This is a genomic window from Streptomyces sp. NPDC025784, assembly GCF_055558435.1.
The window spans coordinates 92,621-116,291 of sequence record NZ_JBVHMN010000014.1; the positions used below are offsets into that span (position 1 = coordinate 92,621).

A 23,671-nucleotide genomic window follows, 5' to 3' on the forward strand; every position below is an offset into this window, starting at 1 on the left:
GGAATCCGGTTCTGCTCACGCGCTTCTCCTTGCTGTCCGGCTCCGGCCCGCCGACGTGCCACGCCGGCGCGGCAGATAGATCAGCGCCTCGGTCCCCACGAAGCGCAGGACGAACGTCGTCACCAGGGCCAGTGCGGTGGCACAGAGCGCGCCCATGCCGAAGCGGTCGACGAACAGCGCGATCAGCGGGATCCGCAGCACCAGGTCGGCATTGGCGAGCAGCGCGAACCGGCCGGCACGGTCCCACCAGTGCCGGTGCCCGCGCCGCTCACGGAACAGCAGGTGCTCGATGAGCAGGAAGTTCCAGGCGACCCCGAGCTGGTTGGCGAGGATCTCCGCCGGTACGTAGTGCATTCCGGCGGCGGTGAGGGCGTACAGGCCGAGCAGGTTCGGCACGAAGCCGGTGGCGCCGATCAGCCCGAAGACGATCAGGCGGGCGACGGGTGAGGCGGTGCGCAGTCCGACGAGGTGGCGCAGGAAGCGGAAGCCCTCCTGCGCGGTCGACTTGGACTCGCCCGCGTACCGGTCCTGGAAGACGAAGGGCACCTCGGTGACCTGTCGCGGGCGGCTGCGGACGGCGAGTTCGAGCAGGATCTTGTAGCCGAGCGGCTTGAGGACGTCGGCGGTGACGGCGCTGCGGCGGATCGCGAAGAAGCCGCTCATCGGGTCACTGATGCCGCTCAGCCGGCGCGGGAAGAGCGACTTGGTCAGCCAGGTCGCGCCGCGCGAGACGGCGATGCGGTAGCCGCCCGCGAGGCCTGCGCGGCTGCCGCCCTTGATGTACCGGCTGGCGACGACGAGCCCCGCGCCGGAGCGTTCGCCGCGGGCCACCAGTTCCGGCACCAGGGACGGCGGATGCTGGAGGTCGCCGTCCATGACGACGATCCAGTCGGAGGTGGCCGCCTTCAGTCCCTCGACGACCGCGCCGCCGAGCCCGCCCACGGGTTCGTCGCGGTGCAGCACCGTCACGGGGAACGGGCAGTCCTGCGCCGCCCGGGAGATGACGCCCGGGGTGTCGTCGGTCGAGTCGTCCACGAAGACGACCTCGCAGGGCAGCCGCGCGGGCACCGCCTCGGTGATGCGGTGCAGCAACTCCCGTATGTTCGCCGACTCGTTGAAGGTCGGTACGACGATGGTGACGGCGCCCGGCTCGGGGATCTCGGCCGGGTGGACCGCCGGATCCCCCAGTTCGTCCGGGACGGTGCTCTCGAAGCTGCTCATCGACTGCCTCCGGACGTCGCCGTGGTGGTGCTGTCGTTGATGTGCCTGATCTCGATGCGGTCCTCGCCCCGGCCGAAGGTCGCGACGGGTGTCGAGTGCTCGATGGCGGCCTTGACGGTGGGCAGGTCGACGGCGTCGCGCCGGACCGTCGGGGAGGCGACGACGTAGTCGAGGTCGCGCCAGCCGTGCGGCATCGTCCTGGTGACCGCCGGGTCGAGGTCGGCCTTGTAGAACCAGATGACGCCGAGGCCGGGCCGGTAGCCCTCGTGCACGAGGTCGAGCCAGAGGGCGTCGTCGACGAGGACCCGGGTGTCCCGCGGGTCCTTCACCTCGGTCCGCAGCCAGGCGGACGCGGCCCGGTAGGGGGCGTTCGCGTCGGTGGTCACGGCGGTGCGGTCCCCGTCGTACCAGTCGGGCACGACATAGGCCCCGGCGGCCACTACGAGCACCGCCGCCAGGCCGCGGCGTCCCCAGGTGACGTACGTCTTCTCGGCGGTGCCACGCCACCGTCGCAGTACCGCGTGGGAGACGCTCGCGGCGCCGCCGGCCAGGACCAGGGCGAGGAACGGCAGGGCCTGGATGACGTACATGGCGGGCAGGTAGCCGCTGGGGCGCATCGCCACCAGGGCGAGGATCGCGACGGTGAGCGCGGGTCCGGCGAGGGCGCGCGCGGTGACCGACCAGCGCCAGGTGACCAGGAGCAGCAGGGCGCCGGCGAGCCCGCCGAGGGGCAGGACGCGGTCGTAGTACAGCCAGGAGTGCAGCACTCCGTACGAGCCGCTGCCGGGGTCGAGGACGAAGCCCGAGCCGGGGCGGCTCATCTGGTACGTGATGCCGTCCCAGAGCGAGACGTGCCCGGAGCCGGGGAACAACTCTCCCTTGAGCAGGGCGAAGAGCGGGTACGCGAGGCCGATCAGCGCGCAGGCGGTGACGGCCCCGGTGAGCGCGAACTTGCGGGTGTCGCGGTGGCTGTGGCGCCACATGGTGACGAACAGCGCGGGCAGGATGACGAGCATCGTCTCCTTGGTGAGCACGGCGGCCGCGGCCGCGATGCCAGCCCCGAAGTGGTGCCACAGATGGCGGCTCGGGGACGCGGCCAGGCAGAACGCGAGGAGCGTCCACATCACCGCGATGTTGTCGAGGAAGATCTCGCGCTGGAGCACGACCGACAGCGGGGACAGCCCGAAGAGCACCATCGCGAGGCCGGCCGCCCACGTCGGCAGCGAGAGGCGGCGGGCGAGCACGTACACGAGGACCGCGCTGACGGCGCTGATCAGCAGCATCGCCGTGCGCATCGAGCCGACGGTCATCGAGGACGGGCTGAGGTGCGCGGGGATCCAGGTCAGCAGGGCGATCTGGATCCAGCCGAGCGGCGGGTGGTCGTACCAGTACGTGTAGTGGGCCAGGCCCTTGCCCTGCTGGACGGCCCAGGCCTGGGCGAGGTAGGTGCCCTCGTCGTCGCTGAGGGTGGGGTAGTCGGCGATGTTCCAGGTCTGGACGACGAGGATCGCCGCGAGCAGCACCCCGCACAGGACGAGATCCGGGCGTGAGCTGCGAAAGCGCAGGGACGGGCGGGTGCCGGAAACGCTTTTGGGCGCGGGCGGCCGCTGCGCGGGGACCGTGGGTGTGGTCGCCGCGGGAAGAGTGGAGGTCACGCGGGAACGTCCTCTCGGATCGCTTCGGTGAGGTGCGCGCCGACATGACTGGTCAGCTCCCAGTCGTTGCGGCCCCGTTGCTCGCGCCAGACGGCGCGTACGGCGGCGCCCGCCAGCAGCACCTGGTAGAAGGGGCCGCCGACGATCAGCTTCAGGTAGTGGACGAAGCGGACCTGCAGCCCGTACTGCTTGCCGAAGTCGTGCAGTCCGACCAGTTCGAAGACGAACGTGACCAGGGCGGTCACGGCCGGCAGGAAGGTGATGAAGGCGATGCCGACGGGCACGTCGAGGAAGAGCGCGATGGCCACGTTGAGCGGGATGATCACGCCGGAGACGGCCTGGAGATAGGGCGTCATCAGCGTGTAGCGGGCGAGCAGCCGCTGCCCGAAGCCGGGGAGCTGTTTCCAGTCCCTCTTCCGGTAGACCTGGAGGAAGCCCTGGTTCCACCGGGTGCGCTGCTTCAGCAGGGACATCAGCGAGCCCGGGGTCTCCTCCTTGGTCACCATGTCGGAGTCGTAGGCGACGACGACCTTCTTGCCGACGCTGGAGAGGCGTACACCGAGGTCGCAGTCCTCGGCGAGGCAGTCGGGGTCCCAGCCGTCGGCCTCCCGCAGGACGTCCGTGCGGACGAAGACGGTGTTGCCGCCGAGCGGGATGAATCCTTTCTGCGCGTGCAGATGGAGCCGCGAGCGGAACCAGAAGAAGTACTCCAGGCAGTTGCGCAGGCTGTACCAGCTGGAGTGGAAGTTGATGAGCTGGACGCCGCCCTGGACGACGTCCGCGCCCGTGGTGCGGAAGGCGTGGTCGACATGGGCGAGCAGCTCCGGATGGACCTGGTCCTCGGCGTCGAAGACCCCGACCACGTCGCCCCGGCAGTGCGGCAGCGCCGTGTTCATGGCCTTCGGCTTGTTCTTCTTCTCGTGGTGGTCGACGACCACGCGCACCCGCGGGTCGCGCGCCTCGGCGGCGCGGGCCACCGCGGCGGTCTCGGGGTCGTCGTGGCCGACGATCACGATGATCTCGAAGTCGGTGTGGCCGGATTCGAGCAGCCGCTGGATGGTGTGGTCCAGCACGGCCTGCTCGTGCCGCGCGGGCAGCAGCAGCGAGAAGGACAGGCCCTCATCGCCGTCCGGGCTGCTGAAGCGGGTGGAGGCCAGCACCTCGGGCGTACGCCACGCGTGCATCTGCCACCACAGGGTGAAAGCGGCCATCCAGAAGAGCACCAGTGAAATGGCAGCGATGAAGACAGATGTGAGCAAAAGATCCCCCCAGATCCCCTGAAACCCCCGGTCGCGACAGTGAGTGACATCTGTCGCGTCCCGGTCAGACACTATGGGGGATCTGTGAAGCGCACGGGATCTTCCGGTGAAGAGCGTGTTTCGTCACACTCGGTCGACTAACTGAACAATCGGAACACTGGTGACGTTTGGGCGAGTTGGGGATCAGACCTTTGGGCCGCTCAGGGCCGCTCCGAGCCGGCCGGGGTCGGTCGTCGGGACGTCGCAGGCGAAGTTACGGCAGACGTACGCGGCGGGTCGTCCGTCGACCAGAAGTCGGCCGGAAAGCAACGGTAGTTCGTCACTGTCCGCCACCCCCGCGGCGACGACGGCTCCCGGCGCCGTGCCCAGGAGCGCCGTACGGTGCAGCGCCCTGGTCGCCGGATCGCCGGCCGGTCCCACGACCGCGACCTCCCGCGGTCCGTCGAGGAGCGCCTCGGCCACCGCGAGACCCCAGCCGATGAAGCGCGGCGCGCGCGGCCCCAGCGCCTTCACCACTCCCAACGCCCGCTCGGCGGCGGTGCGATGGGGCTCGGCACCGGTCTGCGCGGCATAGCTCAGCAGCGCCCCGGCCGCGGCACTCCACCCCGAGGGCGTGGCGTTGTCGGTGGGGTCCTGCGGCCGGCGGATCAGCTCCTCGGCGTCGGCCGCCGTGTCGAACAGGGCGCCCGACTCGGCGTCCGTGAACTGCGTGAGCACATGGTCGAGCAGGAAGCCCGCGAACTCCAGCCAGACCCCCTCCCCGGTGACGGACGCCAGCGCCAGGAAACCCTCGGCGACATCCGCGTAGTCCTCCAGCACACCGGCGTTGGCCCCGACGTGACCGTCTTTGCTGGTACGGGCCAGCCGCGCGTGGTCGTCCATGTGCAGCCGCACCAGGAGGTCGGCCGCGCCGATCGCGGCGTCCACGAGGTCGGGGCGGTCGAAGTAGGCGCCCGTCTCCGCCAGGGCGGCGACCGCGAGGCCGTTCCACGCGGCGACCACCTTGTCGTCCCGGCCGGGGGCGGGACGGCCGGCGCGCGCGGCGAACAGCCGCTGCCGCACGGAGGCGATCCGGTCGGCGTCGACGAAGCCCTCGTGCTGGGGCAGCCGCAGCACGGAGGCACCCTCCTCGAAGGTGCCCTCCTCCGTCACCCCGAAGTGCTGGGCGGCGAGTTCGGCGTCCTCACCGAGGACCTCGCGCAGCTGCTCCGGCGTCCACACGTAGTACGCGCCCTCGACGTGGCGGCCCGTCCCGTCGTCGCTGTCGGCGTCCAGGGCGGAGGCGAACCCGCCCTCCTCGGTGCGCAGTTCACGCACCATGAAGTCCGCAGTCTCCAGGGCGACTCGGCGCGCGAGCTCCGAGCCGGTGACACGCCACAGATGGGCGTAGACCCGGCACAGCAGCGCGTTGTCGTACAGCATCTTCTCGAAGTGCGGCACGATCCACTCGCGGTCGACGGAGTACCGGGCGAACCCCCCGCCCAGCTGGTCGTAGATGCCACCGCGCGCCATCCGTTCACAGGTGTCCACGGCCATCTGGAGCGCGCCCTCGGAGCCGGTCCGCGCGTGGTGCCGCAACAGGAACTCGATCACCATGGACGGCGGGAACTTGGGTGCCCCGCCGAATCCGCCGCGCGCCGTGTCGTAGTCCCGGGTGAGCCCGAGGAGCGCGCCGGCCAGCTCCTCCTCGCCGGGCACCCGGCCGTCGCCGAAGCTCATCTCGCGCCCGGCCAGGTCCCGCACGATCTTCCCCGCGACCTCGGCGACCTCGTCGCGCCGGTCGGTCCAGGCGCTGGTGACACCCTCCAGGACCTGCGGGAAGGACGGCATGCCGTGGCGGGGCGCGGGCGGGAAGTAGGTGCCGAAGTAGAACGGCTCGGCGTCCGGTGTGAGGAACACGGTCATGGGCCAGCCGCCCTGCCCGGTCGCGGCCTGCACGGCCTCCATGTAGACGGCGTCGACGTCCGGCCGCTCCTCGCGGTCGACCTTGACGCTCACGAAGTGCTCGTTCAGATACGCGGCGGTGGCGTCGTCCTCGAAGGACTCGTGCGCCATGACATGGCACCAGTGACAGCTGCTGTAGCCGACGCTCAGCAGCACCGGCACGTTCCGTCTGCGGGCCTCGTCGAAGGCCTCGGCCGACCACGGCCACCAGTCGACGGGGTTGTCGGCGTGCTGGAGCAGATACGGGGACGTCTCATGGGCCAGTCGGTTCACACTCCCACTCTCCCACGGTGTCCCGGGCGACGGAGAAGCACGCGGGTGCCGGGCGCGCCCCCGCGGGTGAGGCGTCCGCGCCGGGCCCCGGGGGCCTGTCCGGCGTGGAGGAACAGGGCGGGCACTGCGCGAATGATCGACGGTCCTCTGTCCTTCACGTCCCGCACGAAGGACACTCGTAGGCCAAGGAGTTGCTGCCGGAGGGGGACGTGACATGCGGGACAGCCATCGGGCGGAAGCCGAGCGGCTGTTGGCCCGGGCCGTCGAGGAAGAGGTGCGGCGCTCGGGCGGGCGCGTCGACGGAGGCGTGCTGCTGTCGCGGGCACGGGCCGCCCTCGACGCCATGGGACAGACGGCCACCGAGGAGTACGGAGCGTACACACGCGCACTCGACGAGGCCGAGGCAGGACAGCTGACGTTCGGCCAACGCTACGCACGGGAACGCGCCGGCACGTCCTTACTGGTCACGGCCGTGGCTGCGGCGGCCGCCGTCGTCGCGGACCTGGCGTTCGGCACCGGCGCGGGCACGGCTGTCGGCGCGGGCGCCACCGTCGCCGTGGCCGGAGCGGCGGCCACCGTGCTCAAGGTGACCGCCTCGCACGTGCCGGCCGCCAGCCGCCGGGCCGGGGCGCTCGGGCAGCCCGGCGGAGCCGAGCAGCTGCGCCTGCAGTGGCTGACCGCCCTGGAGGTCCGGGGCATCCGCCCCTTCCTCGACCAGCAGCGCGTGCTCAGCGCCTCCACGGGCGCCAAGCAGGGGGCGCCCCAACTGCGCCGCACCGACAAGAGCGCGGCCGCCCGGCGGCGCAACGTCCTGGAGCAGTCCTTCGGCCAACTGCCCAAGCCGGAAGGCCCGTTCGCGGGTCGGCGGACGGAGCTGTCGCGGATCGCGCAGTGGGTGCAAGCGGCACGGGCGAGCACCGAGACCCGGCCGACGGTCGTCGTGCTGCACGGAGCGCCCGGCTCCGGCCGCAGCGCCCTCGCCGTCCGGGCGGCGCACGACCTCAGGGACCAGTTCCGCGGCGCGTGCGTGGTGGATCTGCGGGGCGACAGCCCGGACGACCCGCCACTGACCACCCGGGACGCCCTGCTGCACCTCCTCAACCGGCTCGGCGCACCCCGCGAACAACTCCTCTTTCGCGAACGCGCCTCCCAGGACCAGCAGGTCAGGCGGCTGAGCGAGCTCTACCACCAGCATCTGACGGACCTGCCCGTGACGATCGTGCTGGACGACGCCAGCGACGCCGGACAGGTGCGCACCCTGATCCCCGAGCGCTCCGACAGCCTGGTCCTGGTCACCTCCCGCAAACCGCTCGACCTGTCCGCCGACCTCACCGCCTGGGTGCACCAGCTCCCCGTCGAGGCACTGGACGCGGCCGGCGGCGAGGAACTGCTGAACGCGGCGGCCCAGGACACCTCGGGCCCGTACGACGCCGAATCCAGTGACCGGGTGCGGGAGTTGTGCGGCGGGCTGCCGCTCGCCCTGCGCATCGCGGGCTCCTGCCTCGGCCCGCGCACCCCACGCCGACTGGCCACCGACCTGGAGGCGTACGGCCCGGTGGAACCCGTCGAGCGGGTGCTGTGGCTGCGCTACACCGACCAGTCGGACATGGCCCGCCGGCTGCTGCGCCGGCTGGCCCTGGCGGGCCGCGCCTCCCTGGGCGCCGCCGCGGCGGCCTCCCTGCTGGCGACGGACGAACCGGAGGCGACCCGCCATCTCACCGCGCTCTCGCAGGCGGGGCTGATCGACCACGTGCGCGGCAGCCGCTACCGCCTGCACGACCTGGTCCGCTCCTTCGCCGCGGCGCGGTTGATGGACGAGGAGGAGCCCTCCGAGCGCACGGCGGCCCAGGAACGCCTGATCGTGAACTACGCGGAACTCGCCGACTCGGTGATCCGCCTCGTCGACGGCAAGACGTCCACCCGTGCGGACCAGTTCGGCCCGCACGGCTTCACCTCGCTCGACGCGGCGCTGCGCTGGCTGGACGACGAGTCGAGCTTCATCACGGCGGCGCTGCGGCACGCGGAGGGCGTCAACCAGGCGGCGGTGCTCAATCTGCTCGGCGCCCTGTGCGACTACTGCCTGCTGCGCGGCGACCTCTACCGCCTGGGCGAGATCAGCGAGCTGACCCAGGCCGTCGACCAGGGACTGCTGGTCCGTTCGGTCCAGTGGCGCACCGGCATCGCCGCCCGCCAGCTGGGCGAACTGGACAAGGCGCGCACGACGCTGGCCTCCGTCGTGGACCTCTACTTCGAGGCGCACCACGACGCGGGCGCGGCCCGGGCACTGTGCTCCCTCGGCATCACCCTGCACCACCAGGGCAACCTCACCGAGGCGGCGGCCAAGCTGCAGGAGGCCATGGACCTGCAGGCCTCCCCCGACCTGGCGGCCGACCGGGCCTGGACGATGCACGCGCTCGCCGCGGTGGAACGGGACCGCTCCCGGCTCGCCCAGGCGCTCGACCTGCTGACCCAGGCCCTCGTCCTGCACCGCGAGAGCGAATCCGTGCACGGCGAGGCATGGACCCACTTCCACCTCGGCCAGCTGGGCCTGCGCATGGGCGACGTGCCGCGCGCCGACCGCGAGCTGCGCGAGGCGCTGGACCTGTACGGCCGCACCCGCGACCCGCGCGGCGAGGCCTGGGCCCTCACCCAGCTGGCCCGCGCCCGGCTCGTCGAGGGCGACCCGTCCTCCGCGGTCGACGGTCTGCGCCAGGCCGCGTCCCGCCACCGCGAGAACGAGGACGCGCGCGGCGAGGCCTGGACCGTCTACTACCTCGGCCAGGCCCTGGAGGAGACCGGCAACCTGAACCAGGCGGTCCGCGAGCTGGAGCGCTCCCGGACGATGTTCTCCCGTATGCGGGACGTGTACGGGCTCGCGTGCGCCCGGCACCACTCGGCGCGGGTCACCCGCGACCAGCGCGCCGCCCAGACCGGCTCCCTGCGCAACTCCGGCTTCGCCCGCCAGCTCCTCGTCGACGCGCGCGCCGACTTCCAGCGCATCGGGGTCGCCCACGGCGAGGCGTGGACCTGCCTGGAGCTCGCGGTCGTCGACGCGGGGAACGCGCGCACCCAGCAGGCCCTGACCCTGTGCGACGAGGCGGTGGACCTCTTCACCTCGTACGGGGACCGGCGGGGCGGGGACTGGGCCCGCTTCCTGCGCTGCACCCTGCTCCCGTACGCGGCCCCCGGGGGCTACGAGGTGGGTGCCGCCGTCGCCGAGGAGGAACTCGCCCAGCTCTCCCGAGCCGGCCACACCTCCCGCGACGGAAAGCTGGACGACTGCATCGAGGCGTACCGACTGCTGCTGGAACGCGGGGTCGACCTGGACGCCGGCTGGCAGGCCTGGCGCCTGGGCCTGGTCCCGGGCCGCCACGCCCGGGACGTGATGGGTGTGGCGGTGCCGTCGGCCCGGTAGGGCGGTCGTGACGTTCGTGGGTTCACCCGGGGGAGCGGCCCGGCGGGTGCGCACTCCGACCATCTGCGGCCGGAGTCCGCGCACCTGCTGCTGTCCCTGGCGGACCGTTCGCGCTGAGCCCGGCTCGGCGCGAGGGCCGGCTCAGCCCTTCGCGGGGGAGGCCTTCCCGCCTGAGCCGACCGCGCCCTTGCCCGGGGCCGCCGTGTCCTTGTCCGGGTCCTCCTCGAAGGTGACCTTGCCCATGTGACGGTTCATGGACTTCATCAGCCCCCATACGGCCAGGGCCATCACCGCGAAGACGATGAAGCCGAGGACGCCGGGGGTGACCTTGTTCTCGTCGACCTCCTTGGCGAGGGGGACGAGGTGCGTCAGTGCCTGGCTTGCGCTCATGTCAGGCATTGTCGCGGATGCCCGCGAAGAGGTCGTCCTCGGGGAGGGAGGTGTCGACGAGAGACTTGGCGAGCTCGTACTCCTCGGTCGGCCAGACCTCCTTCTGGAGCTCCATCGGGACCTTGAACCAGCCGCCGTCGGGGTCGATCTGCGTGGCGTGCGCGATGAGCGCCTTGTCACGGATCTCGAAGAACTCGGCGCACGGGATGTGCGTGGTGAGCGTGCGCTCCGTGCGCTCGAACTCGCTCCAGCGCTTCAGCCACTCCCCGTACGGGGAGTCCAGGCCGCGGTCCAGCATGGCGTGGTGCAGCGCCTCGGTGCGCGGGCGGTTGAAGCCCTGGTTGTAGTACAGCTTCTGCGGCTGGAAACCCGGGCCGTACTCGGACTCCGGGTACTTCTCGGTGTCCGCCGCACCCTCGAACGCCACCATCGAGATCTTGTGGGTCATGATGTGGTCGGGGTGCGGGTAGCCGCCGTTCTCGTCGTAGGTGGTGATCACCTGCGGGCGGAAGGAGCGGATCTGCTTGACCAGCTCACCGGCCGCCTTGTCCACGTCCTCCAGGGCGAAACAGCCCTCGGGAAGGGGCGGCAGCGGGTCGCCCTCGGGAAGGCCCGAGTCGACGAAGCCGAGCCATTCCTGCTTGATGCCGAGGATCTCGCGGGCCTCGTCCATCTCCTTCTTGCGTACCTCGTGGATGTGCTCCTCGATGTACTTGTCGCCCTGGAGCTTCGGATTGAGGATGGAGCCGCGCTCGCCGCCCGTGCAGGTCACGACCAGCACGTCCACCCCCTCGGACACGTACTTCGCCATGGTCGCCGCGCCCTTGCTCGACTCGTCGTCGGGGTGGGCGTGCACGGCCATCAGTCGCAGCTGGTCAGTCAAGACTCAATCCTCAGTCGCTCGGCTGTCGCCTCAGTGGTGGTTCAGCGGTCGGCGCCCGGCGTGAGAGAGCGCCTCGGGCGGCTTCTATAGTGACGGAATCGGGGGGCCAATAATTCCAGGGCCCTGTCCACGGGCCCCCTTCCAGGACCCCGGTCCCGGCCCTGCCGAGAGGACGATCATGAGTACGGCGAGCACCCAGCTGCCCGAGGGCCGCTACGGCCGCTCCGCGGACGAGCGCGCCGACCGGAAACTCAAGATCATCGGCGGTGTTCTGGGCGTCGCCCTGCTCGCCCTGATCGGCTGGTTCGCGTACTACTACGTCGGCGGCAGCAAGATCAGCGCGGAAGTGATCACCTTCAAGGCGGTCTCGGACAGCGCCGTCGAAGTACACCTGGAAGTGCGCAAGGACGCGGGCGCCCACGGCTACTGCACGGTGCGCTCGCAGTCCGAGGACGGCGGGGAGGTGGGCCGGGCGGACTTCCGCTTCGACCAGAGCTCGTCACGCGTCGACAAGGTGGTTACCCTGCGTACGACGGCCCGTGGCACCACGGCGGAGCTGCTCGGCTGTCACGCGGACTGAGCGGACCGGCAGGCGGCGGGACCACACGGGCGGACATCACCTGCGGCCCCTATCAGCACATACCCGCTGACCTGCACTGACGTAATTCTGATGCGTTATGTCCTCCCTTTCGAGCCACTGAATTGTTAGGCTCGTGGTTTCGCCCACCCGTGAAGGAACATTCTTCTGGGTAGGGCGATGCTTTGTATTCCCAGTACCTACGAGGAGCACCTGTGACCCAGACCAGCGAGAACGTCACCTGGCTGACCCAGGAGGCGTACAACCAGCTCAAGGCCGAGCTGGAGTACCTGTCTGGTCCTGCGCGCACGGAGATCGCCGCCAAGATCGCGGCCGCGCGCGAGGAGGGCGACCTGCGCGAGAACGGCGGGTACCACGCGGCCAAGGAGGAGCAGGGCAAGCAGGAGCTCCGTGTGCGCCAGCTGACCCAGCTCCTGGAGAACGCCAAGGTCGGCGAGGCTCCCGCGGCGGACGGTGTGGTCGCACCGGGCATGGTCGTCACCATCGCCTTCGACGGCGACGAGGACGACACCCTGGTCTTCCTGCTGGCCTCGCGCGAGTACGCGAGCTCCGACATCGAGACCTACTCCCCGCAGTCCCCGCTGGGCTCCGGTGTGAACGGCAAGAAGGTCGGCGAGGACGCCCAGTACGAGCTGCCGAACGGCAAGCTCGCCTCGGTGAAGATCCTCAAGGCCGAGCCGTACCAGGGCTGAGCCCGGGACCGACGACTACGACGATGCCCCCGGCCGTGCGGCCGGGGGCATCGTCATGTCGTGTCACGCGGTGGCGGACCGGTACTTGCGCACCGCCAGGGTCCGGAAGAGCACGATGATCAGCACCGAATAGATCACCGAGGCCCAGACCGAGTGCTGCATCGGCCAGGCCTCCGACGTGGACTGCCCCGGGTTGGCGAAGAGCACCCGGCAGGCCTGGACGGTGGCGCTGAACGGGTTCCAGTCGGCGATGTGGCGCAGCCAGGGCGTCATGTTGCTGGAGTCCACGAACGCGTTCGAGATGAAGGTGACCGGGAAGAGCCAGATCAGTCCGCCGGAGGTGGCCGCCTCGGGGGTGCGCACGGACAGGCCGATGAGCGCGCCGATCCAGGTGAACGCGTACCCCAGCAGGAGCAGGAGGCCGAAGGCGCCCAGCACCTTGAAGACGTTGGTGTCGCCGTCGGAGCCGACGCGCCAGCCGACCAGGAGGGCGACCACCGCGAGGACCAGCAGGGTCAGCGCGGTCTGGACGAGGTCGGCGAGCGTGCGCCCGGTCAGCACCGCGCCGCGCGCCATGGGCAGCGAGCGGAAGCGGTCGATCAGGCCCTTGTGCATGTCGTCGGCGATGCCCGCGCCGGCACCCGCGGTGGCGAAGGTGACGGTCTGCGCGAAGATGCCCGCCATCAGGAAGTTGCGGTAGTCGGTGGGGCTGGTGCTGCCGCCGATCTGCATGGAGCCGCCGAAGACGTAGCTGAACAGCACCACGAACATGATCGGCTGGATCAGCCCGAAGATCACCATCTCCGGGATCCGGGACATCCTGATCAGGTTGCGCTTGGCGACGACCAGCGAGTCGCGCACGGACTGGCTGACCGGGTTCGAGGGTGCCGTGAGCTGCACGGCGTCACTGGCGGCACTCACTTGCCGGCCTCCTTCTTGCGCTGACGGCCCGTGCCGTCCGCCGCTGGGGTGTCCTCGTCCTTCGCCTCGGCCACATGGCCCGTGAGCGAGAGGAAGACGTCGTCGAGGGTGGGGCGGCGCAGGCCGATGTCGTCGATCTCGATGCCGCGGGTGTCCAGCTCGCGGATGACCTCCGCGAGGAGCTTCGCGCCGCCGGTGACGGGCACGGTGAGCTTGCGGGTGTGCTCCTCGACCGTGGTCTCGCCCTTGCCGAAGCCCCGCAGCACCTCGGAGGCGGTCGCCATGTGCTCGCGGTCGTGCACGACGACCTCGACCCGCTCTCCGCCGGTCTGCGCCTTGAGCTGGTCGGCGGTGCCGCGGGCGATGACACGGCCATGGTCGACCACGCAGATGTCGTGCGCGAGGTGGTCGGCCTCTTCGAGGTACTGGGTGGTGAGCAGCAGCGTCGTGCCCCCGGAGACCAGCTGCTTGATGACGTCCCACAGCTGCTGGCGGTTGCGCGGGTCGAGGCCGGTCGTCGGCTCGTCCATGAACATCACCGGCGGGGAGACGACGAGGGCGGCCGCCAGGTCGAGCCGGCGGCGCATGCCGCCCGAGTACGTCTTGGCGGTGCGGTCGGCGGCCTCGCTGAGGTTGAACTGCTCCAGCAGTTCCTCGGCGCGGACCTTCGCCGCCTTCGCCTTCATCTGGTAGAGCTGGCCGACCATCTGGAGGTTCTCGCGGCCGGTCAGATATTCGTCGACCGCGGCGAACTGTCCGGAGAGGCCGACCCTGCGGCGGACCGCGTCGGGGTTCTTGAGCACGTCCACGCCCGCGACGACCGCCTTGCCGCTGTCGGGGCGCAGCAGGGTCGTCAGGCAGCGGACCGCGGTGGTCTTGCCCGCGCCGTTCGGACCGAGCAGGCCCAGGACGGTGCCCTCCGGGACATCGAGGTCGACGCCGTCCAGAGCCCTTACGTCACCGAAGGTCTTCACCAGGCCTTCGGCATAGATGGCGCCTGGCATGTGAGTTTCTCCACGTCGTTGGGGATTTTCACGGAAATGTCTTGCTTTTGCCCTGTACGGCAAGCCCGGCCGGTGGGGTCTTCGTCCGCGGGCCGAGCGTGCGACAAGGGGCACACCGTAACGCGATGTATCGCGTCACTCAACAGATTTTTCCATCCGGGACCGACAGTGGGACGAACAGTGGCCCTGACCTCGGCCGATGCCTCGCCGGGCTCAGTCGATGACGGTGTACCCCGCCTCGCGCAGCGCCAGATTCACCTCGGCGCAGTGCTCGGGCCCCTTCGTCTCCAGGTGCAGCTCGACCTCCACCTCCGTGAGCCCGAGCCGTGGGTCGGTCCGTACGTGGCTCACATCGAGGACGTTAGCGTCCGCCACTGACAACACCCCGAGAAGTGTGGCGAGAGCCCCGGGACGGTCGGTCAGCCGCAGCGTCACCGCGAGGTAGCGGCCGCTCGCCGCCATGCCGTGCCGCAGGATGCGCTGGATCAGCAGCGGGTCCACGTTCCCGCCCGACAGCAGGGCCACCACCGGGCCCTCGAAGCTGCGCGGATCCCGCAGCAGCGCGGCGACCGGGCTCGCGCCGGCCGGCTCCACGACCAGCTTGGCTCGCTCCAGGCACAGCAGGAGCGCGCTCGACAGGTTGTTCTCGGAGACCGTGCGGACCTCGTCCACCAGTTCGTCGACGATCCGGAACGGCACGTCGCCGGGCCGGCCGACCTTGATGCCGTCGGCCATCGTCGCCGGGTTGTCGATCGACAGCGGGCGCCCCGCCGCCAGCGACGGCGGGTACGCGGCGGCCCCCTCGGCCTGCACGCCCACGATCCGCACGTCCGGGCGGATCGTCTTCACGGCGAGCGCGACGCCCGCGGCCAGCCCGCCGCCGCCCATGCCGACGACGATCGTGCGCACCTCGGGGCACTGCTCCAGGATCTCCAGCCCGACCGTGCCCTGGCCGGCGATGACGTCCGGGTGGTCGAAGGGGTGGATGAAGACGGCACCCGTCTCCGCCGCGTACGTCTGAGCGGCGGCGAGCGTCTCGTCCACCACCTGGCCGTGCAGCCGCACGTCGGCCCCGTAGTCGCGGGTGGCCGCGACCTTCGGCAGCGGGGCGCCCGTGGGCATGAACACCGTGGCGCGCACGCCGAGCAGCGAGGAGGCCAGTGCGACGCCCTGCGCGTGGTTGCCGGCACTCGCCGCGACCACGCCCGCCGCGCGCTCCTCAGGCAGCAGCCCGGCGATCCGCACGTAGGCGCCGCGCAGCTTGAACGAACCGGTCCGCTGGAGGTTCTCGCACTTGAAGTGGACCGGAGCGCCGACCAGCTGGGTGAGGTACCTGCTGCCCTCCATGGCGGTCATCCGCGCCACGCCCGTGAGCATCTTCTGCGCGCCACGGACGTCGTCGAGAGTCACGCTGGGAAAGGAGTCAGCCGTGCTGTAGCTCATGACCCCCAGTCTCGCAGTTCACGCGGGTCGGCTCCCTGCTTGACCACGCTGCGAGACTGGTTTGCGCAGCGCCGGTACGACCCGCCCCCCGGCCGCGTACCCTGTCCCCCAACCCAGCCTCCCACGCATGAATTGAGCCCCCGGCCATGCCCACAACACCTGAAATGTCGATGGACATGACGACCGTCGGTGACACCGGTCTTCTCGACACGCTGCAGCACGAGGTCGCGGTGTTCGCGCGCCGTGCCGAACAGACCCGGCTCGGCGGGGTGGGGCAGGTGCGCAACTCCATGGACCGCGCCGCGTACCTGCTGCTCAACCGCCTGGACAAGGAAGGCCCGATGGGCGTCAAGGCGCTCGCCGCGAGCATGGGCATCGACTCCTCGACGGTCACCCGGCAGGTGGCCCCGCTCGTCGACACCGGGCTCGTGAAGCGGACCTCGCACCCCGAGGACGGGCGCGCGGTGGTGCTCCAGCTGTCGCCGCGCGGGCAGGCCCGGCTCGACGAAGTGCGCTCCTCCCGGCGTCAGTTGATGGCCGAACTGACCCACGACTGGGCGCCGGAGGAGCGCGAGGCCTTCTGCACGCTCCTCACGCGCTTCAATGGCGCCCTCTCCGCACGTCAGGCGGCCCAGGGCGGGCCCGTCGCGGAGTCCCAGCCGACTTCCTGACCTCCGCGGGCGCACTTCGCCGTGTCAAAGGCCCCGAGCGCCGCCGCCGCACCCGCGTGGCGGCGCGCCGGAGGACGGCCTCCGGGAGGGGGCGCCCGGCGCGGGCGAGGTGTGCCCGCGCGCGCGTGGGTGCGCCCCGGACTCTTGACCGGAAGGCGGCGCCTGGCCTCATATGAGACCGGGTCCTCCTCGTACGCGGTGCGGCATGCCGTACGCGGCCGGGACCCCGTCCCCCCGGGGGCGCTCTCAGGCGGGAGGCGTGGTGCGAGAACGGCAGGCGTCCCAAGGCGCCCGCCGGGCCCGCGAGTTCGAGGCGTTCGTCGCGGGCGCGGCAGGGCGGCTGCTGCATGCCGCCACGCTGCTCACGGCCGAACCCCGCAACGCCAACCCGCGCGCGCGGCGCCTGCTGGTGCAGGCCCTCGCCCACACGTACGCCTCCTGGGACCGGCTGCGCGGCGAGGACCCGTACGACTGCGCCCGCCAGCAGCTTGCCGTCCGCTTCGCGCGTTCGGCCTGGCACCAGTACGGCAGCTTCGGCCGGCCCCGCCCCTCCCCCGACCACGTGCTGGCCCGGCTCACGCCCCAGCAGCGCCTGATCCTGGTGCTCCGGCTGTACGAGGGGGTCGCCGAGGAACAGACGGCGGCCCTGCTCGGGCTGCCGGCGGAACGGGTGCGGACGATCTGCGCCCGCTCGATGGCGACGCTGCTGCACCCGCCGCGAGGCCCGGCACCGGCCGTCGTGGAGGTGGCGCCGTCGTGAACCGGCACGAGCGGGAGGCGGCCGTACGGCGGATGCTGGAGCAGGCGCCGCCCACGGTTCCGCCCGACCTGCACGCCGACGTCGTCCGCCGCGGAGGCCGCATGCTCCGCCGCAGGACGGCGGCCCGGCGCCTGATGTGGCTGGTGCTGTTGGCCGCGGCCGTCGCCTTCACCGTCTGGGCGGCGACGGCCCGCCCGTGGGTGGAGCCGCCGTCGCAGACGACCCCACCGCTGACCGGCTGGTGAACGGCTACTGCCCGAGGGCCTGCTGAAGGTCCTGGAGCAGGTCGTCGACGTTCTCGATGCCCACGGAGAGGCGTACGAGGTCGGCGGGGACCTCCAGCGCCGAACCGGCCGCCGACGCGTGCGTCATGCGTCCCGGGTGCTCGATCAGGGACTCGACGCCGCCGAGGGACTCGCCCAGCGTGAACACCCTGGCGCGGTTGCAGACCTCGACGGCCGCCTCCTCGCCGCCGTCGACCTGAAAGGACACCATGCCGCCGAACGCCTTCATCTGCTTGGCGGCGATCTCGTGACCGGGGTGCTCCGGCAGGCCCGGGTACAGGACGCGGGTCACGCGCGGGTGCCGGGTGAGCATCTCGGCGATCTTGCCCGCGTTCTCGCTGTGCCGGTCCATGCGCACGGACAGCGTCTTGGTGCCGCGCAGCACGAGCCAGGAGTCGAAGGGGCCGGCCACCGCGCCCATCGCGTTCTGGTGGTACGCCAGCTCCTCGCCGAGCTCCTGGTCACTCGTGATCAGGGCGCCGCCGACGACGTCCGAGTGACCGCCCATGTACTTGGTCAGGGAGTGCACGACGACGTCCGCGCCCAGCGTCAGCGGCTGCTGGAGGTAGGGGGTGGCGAAGGTGTTGTCGACGACGAGCCGGGCGCCCGCCTCGCGCGCGATCTGCGCGACCGTAGCGATGTCGGTGATGCCGAGCAGCGGGTTGGAGGGCGTCTCGACCCAGACGGCCTTCGTCTTCGGGGTGAGGGCGGCGCGCACCGAGTCGGGGTCGCTCGTGTCGGCCACGGACCACTCGACGCCCCACCGCGAGACGACCTTCGCGAAGAGGCGGAAGGTGCCGCCGTACGCGTCGTTCGGGATGACCACGTGGTCGCCGGGGCTGAGCAGCGTACGCAACAGGCAGTCCTCGGCCGCCAGTCCGGACGCGAACGCGAGGCCGCGACGGCCGCCCTCCAGGGCAGCGAGGTTCTCTTCCAGTGCGGTCCTGGTGGGGTTGGCGCTGCGGCTGTACTCGTAACCGCCGCGCAGCCCGCCGACGCCGTCCTGCTTGTAGGTCGAGACCTGGTAGATCGGCGGGACGACCGCGCCGGTGAGGGGATCGGCGGTGTTGCCCGCGTGGATCGCGAGGGTCTCGAAATGCTGACTGATGTGCCTGTCGCTCATGGGTCCCGAGCGTAGTGCGCCCGGGCGCCCGATGATGTCGCACGCCCCTGACGCGACGGCACGGGGCGGTCGGGGTGGATCCAATCCGGGACCGGGGTCGGTCCGGGCGGGAGCGGAGCCGCCGGGGGCGGACCGGGTGGCCGGGGGCGGACCGGTCGGCCGCATCGCGCCCGGAGCCTGCCTGCCGACCGCCCGGAGCCTGCCTGCCGACCGGCCGGAGCCTGTCGGCGGACCGCCCGGAGCCTGTCGGCCGGACCGATACCGGACCGGGTTGGCCAATTGCCGGACCGGTCTGGTTCGCTTGTGACATGGAGATTCTCTGGGTCCTGATGGCGCTGGCCATGTTCAGCCTGGTCCTGCTGCCGGTGCTGATGCGCAGGCGCGCCGGAATTCAGCAGGTCGCGCCCGGCGACCCGGACGCCGCGGACCCGGCGGACTACGGATTCCTGCGGCAGGAGGAGCTGGACATCCGCATGCCCGGCCCGGACCACGACCTGCTGGACGTGCTCGACCTCGTGCAGCGCACCCAGGACTACCGCGCCGCCTCGCAGCTCCTCGCGGGCACCGAGAGCGACGGGGAGCGCCGGTGGCAGCGGGTGCAGGCCTTCGCGGGCGCCGCGTCCCTGGAGCTCCAGCAGCGCCCCGGCGGGGTGAGCGAGACGCCCGGCGGGCAGTGGCTGCGCGTGTGGCGGGCCGAGGCCCCGAAGGACGCGGGCGGCGCCGCGGTGCACGCGGAGTTCCTGGTGCAGCAGGCGTGGCGCACGTCGACGCCCGGGACCGACGAGTTCCGGATCATCATGGAGGAGGCGAGGTCCGCCTGCGCCGAGGCCGCGCTGCTCGCCCCCGGCGACCCGGTGCCGTACATCGTCGAGCTGTCCGTGGCCCGCGGACTGTCCTACCCCCAGCCCGAGTTCGAGCAGCTCTGGCTGAAGATCCTGGACCGCGCGCCCTCCCACATGGGGGCGCATCTGGCGGCCCTGCACTACTGGTGCGAGAAGTGGCACGGCTCGCGGGACGTGGCCTACTCGTTCGCGGAGGCCGCCGCGGCGCGCGCCCCGCAGGGCTCGCTCCTCGCCGCGATGCCGCTCTTCGCGGTCTTCGAGCACCTCCCCGAGGTGAACCTGGTCCGCAGCTTCTACCAGAGCGAGGTCGTGACCAAGGCGGTGCACGGCGCGCTGTTCGCGGTGCACGCCGCCCGCCCCGACGACCCGATGCTGGCCCACGTCCGCCACCTTCTGGTCTTCTTCCTGGTCCGCAGCGAGCGCTGGGCCGAGGCCATGGACCAGCTCCTGCACGTGGACGGCCACGTGGGCGCGCTGCCCTGGACCCTCACCGCCGACCCGGCCTCGGACTACGCGATATACCGCGCTCTCGCGGTGGCGGGCTACGAGGCGAACGGCGGCAGCCCGGCGACACTCCCGCACTGACGTCCGGCTCCCTGCCTGGCCGACGCCGAGCCATTGACGAACGAGTCGCCCCCGTGGGCGCGTTCGATCCTCATGGCACCGCGGCCCGGGAGCCGGGGCACCTCCTGCGGATCCGTGGGGGCCCGGCGGGCCCGTGGCGCGGGGCGCCGTCGATCCGGCGCTCGGCGGACGGCCGGGGCGTCGGGCACCGCGGCGGAGACCGCCGTTTCGCGCGGGACGCGAGGCGATGCAGGACCGACGCGCGCGCGGCACGGGGCGCACTTACGCTGAGAGGACTAACCGCCGACGCGCAGGGGAATCCCGCGTTCCGCGGGTGGCGCGTGCGGCTCCTCACGGCACCGGAAGGTGGTCCCGTCATGGCCACTGCGTCTGACGCTCCCGTTCTCGACACGATCGCCGCGATGACCATCGATTCCATCGAGCGCTGCGGCATGGACGAGAGGACCCTGATCCTCACCCGTATCGCCGCGCTGGTGGCCATGGACGCCCCGCCGATCTCGTACCTGGCCCATGTCGATCCCGCGCTCAAGGCCGATCTGACCATCGAGCAGTTGCAGGACGTGCTCATAGCCATCGCCCCCGTCGTGGGCACGGCACGCGTCATGTCGGCCGCGGGTCACATCGCCGAGGCGTTCGGCGTCGCCATCGCGCTCGCCGACAGCGAGGCCGAGGCCATCGCCAGGGCCGAGGCCCAGAGCCGCGGCCATTCCTGAACGACGGCCGGCCGCCCGGGACTGCCGGCACGGACGACCGGCAGAGCGGAGACGACCGGCAAGAAGACCGGCAGGGACAAGGCAGGGATAACGGAAGGAGCACGACGCCTCCTGGCAACGTCAAGATCCATAGTGTCTGCGGCATGGACGGAATCGATGTTGCCAACGGCGTCGTGGGTGCCGTGCTCGGCATGGTGTTCGCGGTGCTGTTCCAGCAGCCGTTGCAGGATGCCTGGTACCGGCTGCGCCGGCGCTCGAGGAGCGCGATCCGCACGATGCGGCGGCGGGAGGAGTCGGAAGCGGCCTGGCGGACGTTCTCCCTCGGCCCCCTGCAGACGTCCGCGCTGATCGTCGAAGGGGACGGGGAGTCGCCGGTGCCACCCGAGACGATCTACGTCCAGGTGCTGGAGGACGAGGTCCGGCTGCCCCCGGACATGACCGGCTGGCGGGACGAGATCGCCGAGGAGAGCGAGCGGCTGCGTACGGAGGGGCGCACTCCGCTGTGGAACGGCCCGCGGTACGCCGTCGAGTCGTTCGACATATCCCGTACCGCCCTGGACGAGCGGCCCGAGGTCCACCTGAGGCTGCGCCCGACCGACTACTACACCTTCCTCGCCGCCCAGCAGCTGGACCGCCGGCTCCCCGACGGCACGACCCCCCGCTCCCGCCATCTCGATCCCGACGCGCCGCTGACGGCCCCGGCCTTCCTCCAGTGCAGCTTCGCCGTCAACGTCGCGGTGGTCACCGCCGACGACATGCTGGTGGTGAGCCGGCGCAGCGACCGGGTCCGCATGGCGCCGGGCGTCTGGAACTCCTCGGTCAACGAGGGCCTTTCACGGCACATCGACTCCTCGGGCAGGAGTGCCCCGGACCTGCACGCGGCGGCCCGTCGCGGCATGCGGGAGGAACTGTCCCTGGAGCCCCACGAGTACACGCTCGATCTTCTGGCCTTCGTCCTGGACACGGACAAGCGGCACTGGAGCGCCCACTTCCACGCCAAGCTGAGGGAGCTCTCCGGCGAGAACCTGCGGACGCGGATGAGCCGGGGCGTCGCCGACCGGTGGGAACACCAGGCCATCGACTACGTGCCCTTCCGTCCGACGACGGTGGTCAAGTACATGCTGCGGCCCGACCGCATCCACCGCTGGGCGCCCCTGGCCCCGGCGCTCTTCCACCTCTCCCTGGTGCACGCCTACAGCCGTACGCACGTCGAGCGGGCGGAGGCACAGGCCCTGCGCCGCCTGTAGCGGACCGGCCACGTCGTGTGCGGCTCGCCCGCCGGTCTCGCCGGAACGGCCCGAGAGGATGTCGGGCGGTGATGTCGAGAACGCGTGACCGGCTCCGTCCCCGAGGTGAACGCGACCACAATGGGCCGCACGAACACCGAGGAGACCACCATGGCCAAGTACCTGCTGCTCAAGCACTACCGCGGCGCCCCGGCCTCGATCAACGACGTGCCGATGGAGCAGTGGACGCCGGAGGAGATCTCGGCGCACCTGCAGTACATGAACGACTTCGCGGCCCGGCTCGAGAAGACCGGCGAGTTCGTCGGCGGTCAGGCGCTCGCCCCCGAGGGAGAGTGGGTCCGGTACGACGGTGAGGGGCGTCCGCCGGTCACCGACGGACCGTTCGCCGAGACCAAGGACCTGATCGCCGGCTGGATGGTGATCGACGTCGACAGCCACGAGCGGGCCGTCGAACTGGCCGGGGAGCTGTCGGCGGCCCCCGGGGCGGGCGGCAAGCCGATCCACGAGTGGCTCGAACTGCGCCCGTTCCTGGCCGCGGAGCCCTCCGTCACGGAGTGCCCGCATCGATGAACGAGGCCCTGCTCCGGAGCCTCACGCCGAGCGTGCTCGCCGTCCTCGTCCGCCGCGGAGCCGACTTCGCGGCGGCCGAGGACGCCGTGCAGGACGCGCTCGTCGAGGCGCTCCGCGTCTGGCCTTCCGATCCGCCGCGCGATCCGAAGGGCTGGCTGGTCACCGTGGCCTGGCGCAAGTTCCTCGACGCCACCCGCGCCGACACGGCCCGGCGCCGGCGTGAGGACCGCGTCGACGAGGAGCCCGCGCCGGGTCCCGCGCCCGCGGCGGACGACACGCTCCAGCTCTACTTCCTGTGCGCCCACCCGTCGCTGACACCGTCGTCCGCGGTCGCGCTCACGCTGCGCGCGGTCGGCGGGCTGACCACCCGCCAGATCGCCCAGGCCTATCTGGTGCCCGAGGCGACCATGGCGCAGCGCATCAGCCGGGCCAAACGCACCGTCTCCGGTGTGCGGTTCGACCGGCCCGGGGACGTCTCCACCGTGCTGCGCGTCCTCTACCTGGTCTTCAACGAGGGCTACTCCGGCGACGTCGACCTCGCCGCCGAGGCCATCCGGCTCACCCGGCAGCTCGCGGCGTCGATCGACCACCCGGAGGTGGCGGGGCTGCTCGCCCTGATGCTGCTCCACCACGCCCGGCGCGCCGCCCGGACCGCGGCCGACGGCGGGCTGGTGCCGCTCGCCGAGCAGGACCGCGGCCGGTGGGACACCGGGATGATCGCCGAGGGCGTCGAGATCCTTCAGGCGGCCCTCGCCCGCGACCGGCTGGGCGAGTTCCAGGCCCAGGCCGCCATCGCCGCGCTGCACGCCGACGCGCCCACCGTCGAGGAGACCGACTGGGTGCAGATCGTCGAGTGGTACGACGAGCTCGTGCGCCTGACCGACAGCCCGGTCGTCCGGCTCAACCGCGTGGTCGCCGTCGGCGAGGCCGACGGTCCGCGCGCCGGGCTGGCGGCGCTCGCGGCGCTGGACGACTCCACCCCGAACTCTTCGAGCGGCAAGAACCCCATGCCACGCCGCACCGCGGTGGCGGCCTACCTCCACGAGCGCGACGGCGACCTGGTGACGGCGGCACGGCTGTACGCGGAGGCGGCCCGGAAAGCGCCGAATCTCGCCGAGCGCGACCATCTGACCCGCCAGGCGGCCCGGCTCAACTCCCGCCGGAGCCGCTGACGGCTC

Annotated in this window: 21 protein-coding genes; 11 read left to right on the plus strand and 10 right to left on the minus strand. The window is 71.6% G+C overall.

Going from position 1 to position 23,671, the window contains the following annotated elements; all coding sequences use genetic code 11:
- Positions 1–15: 15 nt before the first annotated feature.
- From ACZ4IF_RS28710 to ACZ4IF_RS28725, 4 genes are all read right to left on the minus strand, one after another.
- Positions 16–1,221 carry a glycosyltransferase gene (locus ACZ4IF_RS28710; RefSeq protein ID WP_467567905.1) on the minus strand — a complete coding sequence of 402 codons (1,206 nt, stop codon included), beginning with the start codon at positions 1,219–1,221 and terminating at the stop codon, positions 16–18.
- A complete protein-coding gene (locus tag ACZ4IF_RS28715) occupies positions 1,218–2,876 on the minus strand; it encodes an ArnT family glycosyltransferase (RefSeq protein WP_467567907.1) in 1,659 nt (552 codons plus the stop codon). The genes ACZ4IF_RS28710 and ACZ4IF_RS28715 overlap by 4 nt, the downstream gene beginning before the upstream one ends.
- Complete coding sequence (locus ACZ4IF_RS28720) at positions 2,873–4,135, minus strand: glycosyltransferase (protein WP_467567909.1); 1,263 nt, start codon at positions 4,133–4,135, stop codon at positions 2,873–2,875. The genes ACZ4IF_RS28715 and ACZ4IF_RS28720 overlap by 4 nt, the downstream gene beginning before the upstream one ends.
- Before the next feature lie 183 nt (positions 4,136–4,318).
- Positions 4,319–6,352: a thioredoxin domain-containing protein gene (locus tag ACZ4IF_RS28725; RefSeq protein ID WP_467567911.1), complete on the minus strand. Its 2,034-nt coding sequence runs from the start codon at positions 6,350–6,352 to the stop codon at positions 4,319–4,321.
- Between the two features lie 214 nt (positions 6,353–6,566).
- On the opposite strand from ACZ4IF_RS28725, the gene ACZ4IF_RS28730 reads away from it, so the two are divergent.
- A complete protein-coding gene (locus ACZ4IF_RS28730; RefSeq protein WP_467567913.1) occupies positions 6,567–9,767 on the plus strand; it encodes a tetratricopeptide repeat protein in 3,201 nt (1,066 codons plus the stop codon).
- Between the two features lie 141 nt (positions 9,768–9,908).
- Here ACZ4IF_RS28730 and ACZ4IF_RS28735 read toward each other — a convergent pair whose 3' ends face one another.
- Together ACZ4IF_RS28735 and mca are read right to left on the minus strand one after the other, a co-directional pair.
- Entirely contained in the window at positions 9,909–10,166 is a 258-nt protein-coding gene (locus ACZ4IF_RS28735) for a hypothetical protein (protein ID WP_359493843.1), read from the minus strand.
- Positions 10,159–11,019, minus strand: a complete 861-nt coding sequence (gene mca, locus ACZ4IF_RS28740) for a mycothiol conjugate amidase Mca (protein WP_359494031.1) — start codon at positions 11,017–11,019, stop codon at positions 10,159–10,161. The genes ACZ4IF_RS28735 and mca overlap by 8 nt, the downstream gene beginning before the upstream one ends.
- A 199-nt stretch (positions 11,020–11,218) precedes the next feature.
- Between mca and ACZ4IF_RS28745 the strand changes: the two genes are divergently transcribed.
- Complete coding sequence (locus ACZ4IF_RS28745) at positions 11,219–11,620, plus strand: DUF4307 domain-containing protein (RefSeq protein WP_467567915.1); 402 nt, start codon at positions 11,219–11,221, stop codon at positions 11,618–11,620.
- Between the two features lie 212 nt (positions 11,621–11,832).
- A complete protein-coding gene (greA, locus tag ACZ4IF_RS28750) occupies positions 11,833–12,330 on the plus strand; it encodes a transcription elongation factor GreA (RefSeq protein WP_028803024.1) in 498 nt (165 codons plus the stop codon).
- A gap of 63 nt (positions 12,331–12,393) precedes the next feature.
- Here the strand turns inward: greA and ACZ4IF_RS28755 are convergent, their stop codons facing one another.
- From ACZ4IF_RS28755 to ilvA, 3 genes are all read right to left on the minus strand, one after another.
- Positions 12,394–13,251: an ABC transporter permease gene (locus ACZ4IF_RS28755; protein ID WP_345656414.1), complete on the minus strand. Its 858-nt coding sequence runs from the start codon at positions 13,249–13,251 to the stop codon at positions 12,394–12,396.
- Positions 13,248–14,255 (minus strand): ATP-binding cassette domain-containing protein, encoded by a 1,008-nt coding sequence (locus tag ACZ4IF_RS28760; RefSeq protein ID WP_345656413.1) that lies wholly within the window; start codon positions 14,253–14,255, stop codon positions 13,248–13,250. Before ACZ4IF_RS28760 ends, ACZ4IF_RS28755 begins: the two co-directional genes overlap by 4 nt.
- Positions 14,256–14,468: 213 nt before the next feature.
- A complete protein-coding gene (gene ilvA / locus ACZ4IF_RS28765) occupies positions 14,469–15,698 on the minus strand; it encodes a threonine ammonia-lyase (protein WP_095936331.1) in 1,230 nt (409 codons plus the stop codon).
- A 164-nt stretch (positions 15,699–15,862) separates the two neighbouring features.
- Between ilvA and ACZ4IF_RS28770 the strand changes: the two genes are divergently transcribed.
- The 3 genes from ACZ4IF_RS28770 to ACZ4IF_RS28780 all read left to right on the plus strand — a co-directional run bounded on the left by ACZ4IF_RS28770 (position 15,863) and on the right by ACZ4IF_RS28780 (position 17,374).
- The gene (locus ACZ4IF_RS28770; protein ID WP_179332545.1) at positions 15,863–16,369 is read left to right on the plus strand and encodes a MarR family winged helix-turn-helix transcriptional regulator; all 507 of its coding nucleotides are present in this window, start codon (positions 15,863–15,865) and stop codon (positions 16,367–16,369) included.
- 262 nt (positions 16,370–16,631) lie between these two features.
- Positions 16,632–17,129, plus strand: coding sequence for a sigma factor-like helix-turn-helix DNA-binding protein (locus tag ACZ4IF_RS28775; protein ID WP_345656411.1), 498 nt, complete (start codon positions 16,632–16,634; stop codon positions 17,127–17,129).
- On the plus strand, positions 17,126–17,374 hold the full coding sequence (locus ACZ4IF_RS28780; protein ID WP_467567918.1) for a hypothetical protein: 249 nt from the start codon (positions 17,126–17,128) through the stop codon (positions 17,372–17,374). Before ACZ4IF_RS28775 ends, ACZ4IF_RS28780 begins: the two co-directional genes overlap by 4 nt.
- A 4-nt stretch (positions 17,375–17,378) precedes the next feature.
- On the opposite strand, the gene ACZ4IF_RS28785 is transcribed toward ACZ4IF_RS28780, so the two are convergent.
- Positions 17,379–18,536 carry a cystathionine gamma-synthase gene (locus ACZ4IF_RS28785; protein ID WP_467567920.1) on the minus strand — a complete coding sequence of 386 codons (1,158 nt, stop codon included), beginning with the start codon at positions 18,534–18,536 and terminating at the stop codon, positions 17,379–17,381.
- Positions 18,537–18,844: 308 nt separating this feature from the next.
- On the opposite strand from ACZ4IF_RS28785, the gene ACZ4IF_RS28790 reads away from it, so the two are divergent.
- From ACZ4IF_RS28790 to ACZ4IF_RS28810, 5 genes are all read left to right on the plus strand, one after another.
- Entirely contained in the window at positions 18,845–19,963 is a 1,119-nt protein-coding gene (locus ACZ4IF_RS28790; protein WP_467567922.1) for a hypothetical protein, read from the plus strand.
- 356 nt (positions 19,964–20,319) lie between these two features.
- Complete coding sequence (locus ACZ4IF_RS28795; RefSeq protein ID WP_467567924.1) at positions 20,320–20,676, plus strand: carboxymuconolactone decarboxylase family protein; 357 nt, start codon at positions 20,320–20,322, stop codon at positions 20,674–20,676.
- A gap of 143 nt (positions 20,677–20,819) precedes the next feature.
- Positions 20,820–21,923, plus strand: a complete 1,104-nt coding sequence (locus tag ACZ4IF_RS28800; protein WP_467567926.1) for an NUDIX hydrolase — start codon at positions 20,820–20,822, stop codon at positions 21,921–21,923.
- A gap of 150 nt (positions 21,924–22,073) precedes the next feature.
- Positions 22,074–22,493 (plus strand): YciI family protein, encoded by a 420-nt coding sequence (locus ACZ4IF_RS28805; RefSeq protein WP_467568141.1) that lies wholly within the window; start codon positions 22,074–22,076, stop codon positions 22,491–22,493.
- Positions 22,490–23,665, plus strand: a complete 1,176-nt coding sequence (locus ACZ4IF_RS28810) for an RNA polymerase sigma factor (RefSeq protein ID WP_467567928.1) — start codon at positions 22,490–22,492, stop codon at positions 23,663–23,665. Before ACZ4IF_RS28805 ends, ACZ4IF_RS28810 begins: the two co-directional genes overlap by 4 nt.
- The last annotated feature ends 6 nt before the right edge of the window (positions 23,666–23,671 follow it).

Bases quoted from the DNA above. Each gene is read 5' to 3' on its own strand.
- ACZ4IF_RS28710 (WP_467567905.1), bottom strand. From the start codon at position 1,221: ATGAGCAGCTTCGAGAGCACCGTCCCGGACGAACTGGGGGATCCGGCG.
- ACZ4IF_RS28730 (WP_467567913.1), top strand. From the start codon at position 6,567: ATGCGGGACAGCCATCGGGCGGAAGCCGAGCGGCTGTTGGCCCGGGCC.
- ACZ4IF_RS28735 (WP_359493843.1), bottom strand. From the start codon at position 10,166: ATGCCTGACATGAGCGCAAGCCAGGCACTGACGCACCTCGTCCCCCTC.
- mca (WP_359494031.1), bottom strand. From the start codon at position 11,019: ATGGCCGTGCACGCCCACCCCGACGACGAGTCGAGCAAGGGCGCGGCG.
- ACZ4IF_RS28745 (WP_467567915.1), top strand. From the start codon at position 11,219: ATGAGTACGGCGAGCACCCAGCTGCCCGAGGGCCGCTACGGCCGCTCC.
- ACZ4IF_RS28760 (WP_345656413.1), bottom strand. From the start codon at position 14,255: ATGCCAGGCGCCATCTATGCCGAAGGCCTGGTGAAGACCTTCGGTGAC.
- ilvA (WP_095936331.1), bottom strand. From the start codon at position 15,698: ATGAGCTACAGCACGGCTGACTCCTTTCCCAGCGTGACTCTCGACGAC.
- ACZ4IF_RS28770 (WP_179332545.1), top strand. From the start codon at position 15,863: ATGTCGATGGACATGACGACCGTCGGTGACACCGGTCTTCTCGACACG.
- ACZ4IF_RS28785 (WP_467567920.1), bottom strand. From the start codon at position 18,536: ATGAGCGACAGGCACATCAGTCAGCATTTCGAGACCCTCGCGATCCAC.
- ACZ4IF_RS28790 (WP_467567922.1), top strand. From the start codon at position 18,845: ATGGAGATTCTCTGGGTCCTGATGGCGCTGGCCATGTTCAGCCTGGTC.
- ACZ4IF_RS28795 (WP_467567924.1), top strand. From the start codon at position 20,320: ATGGCCACTGCGTCTGACGCTCCCGTTCTCGACACGATCGCCGCGATG.
- ACZ4IF_RS28800 (WP_467567926.1), top strand. From the start codon at position 20,820: ATGGACGGAATCGATGTTGCCAACGGCGTCGTGGGTGCCGTGCTCGGC.
- ACZ4IF_RS28805 (WP_467568141.1), top strand. From the start codon at position 22,074: ATGGCCAAGTACCTGCTGCTCAAGCACTACCGCGGCGCCCCGGCCTCG.
- ACZ4IF_RS28810 (WP_467567928.1), top strand. From the start codon at position 22,490: ATGAACGAGGCCCTGCTCCGGAGCCTCACGCCGAGCGTGCTCGCCGTC.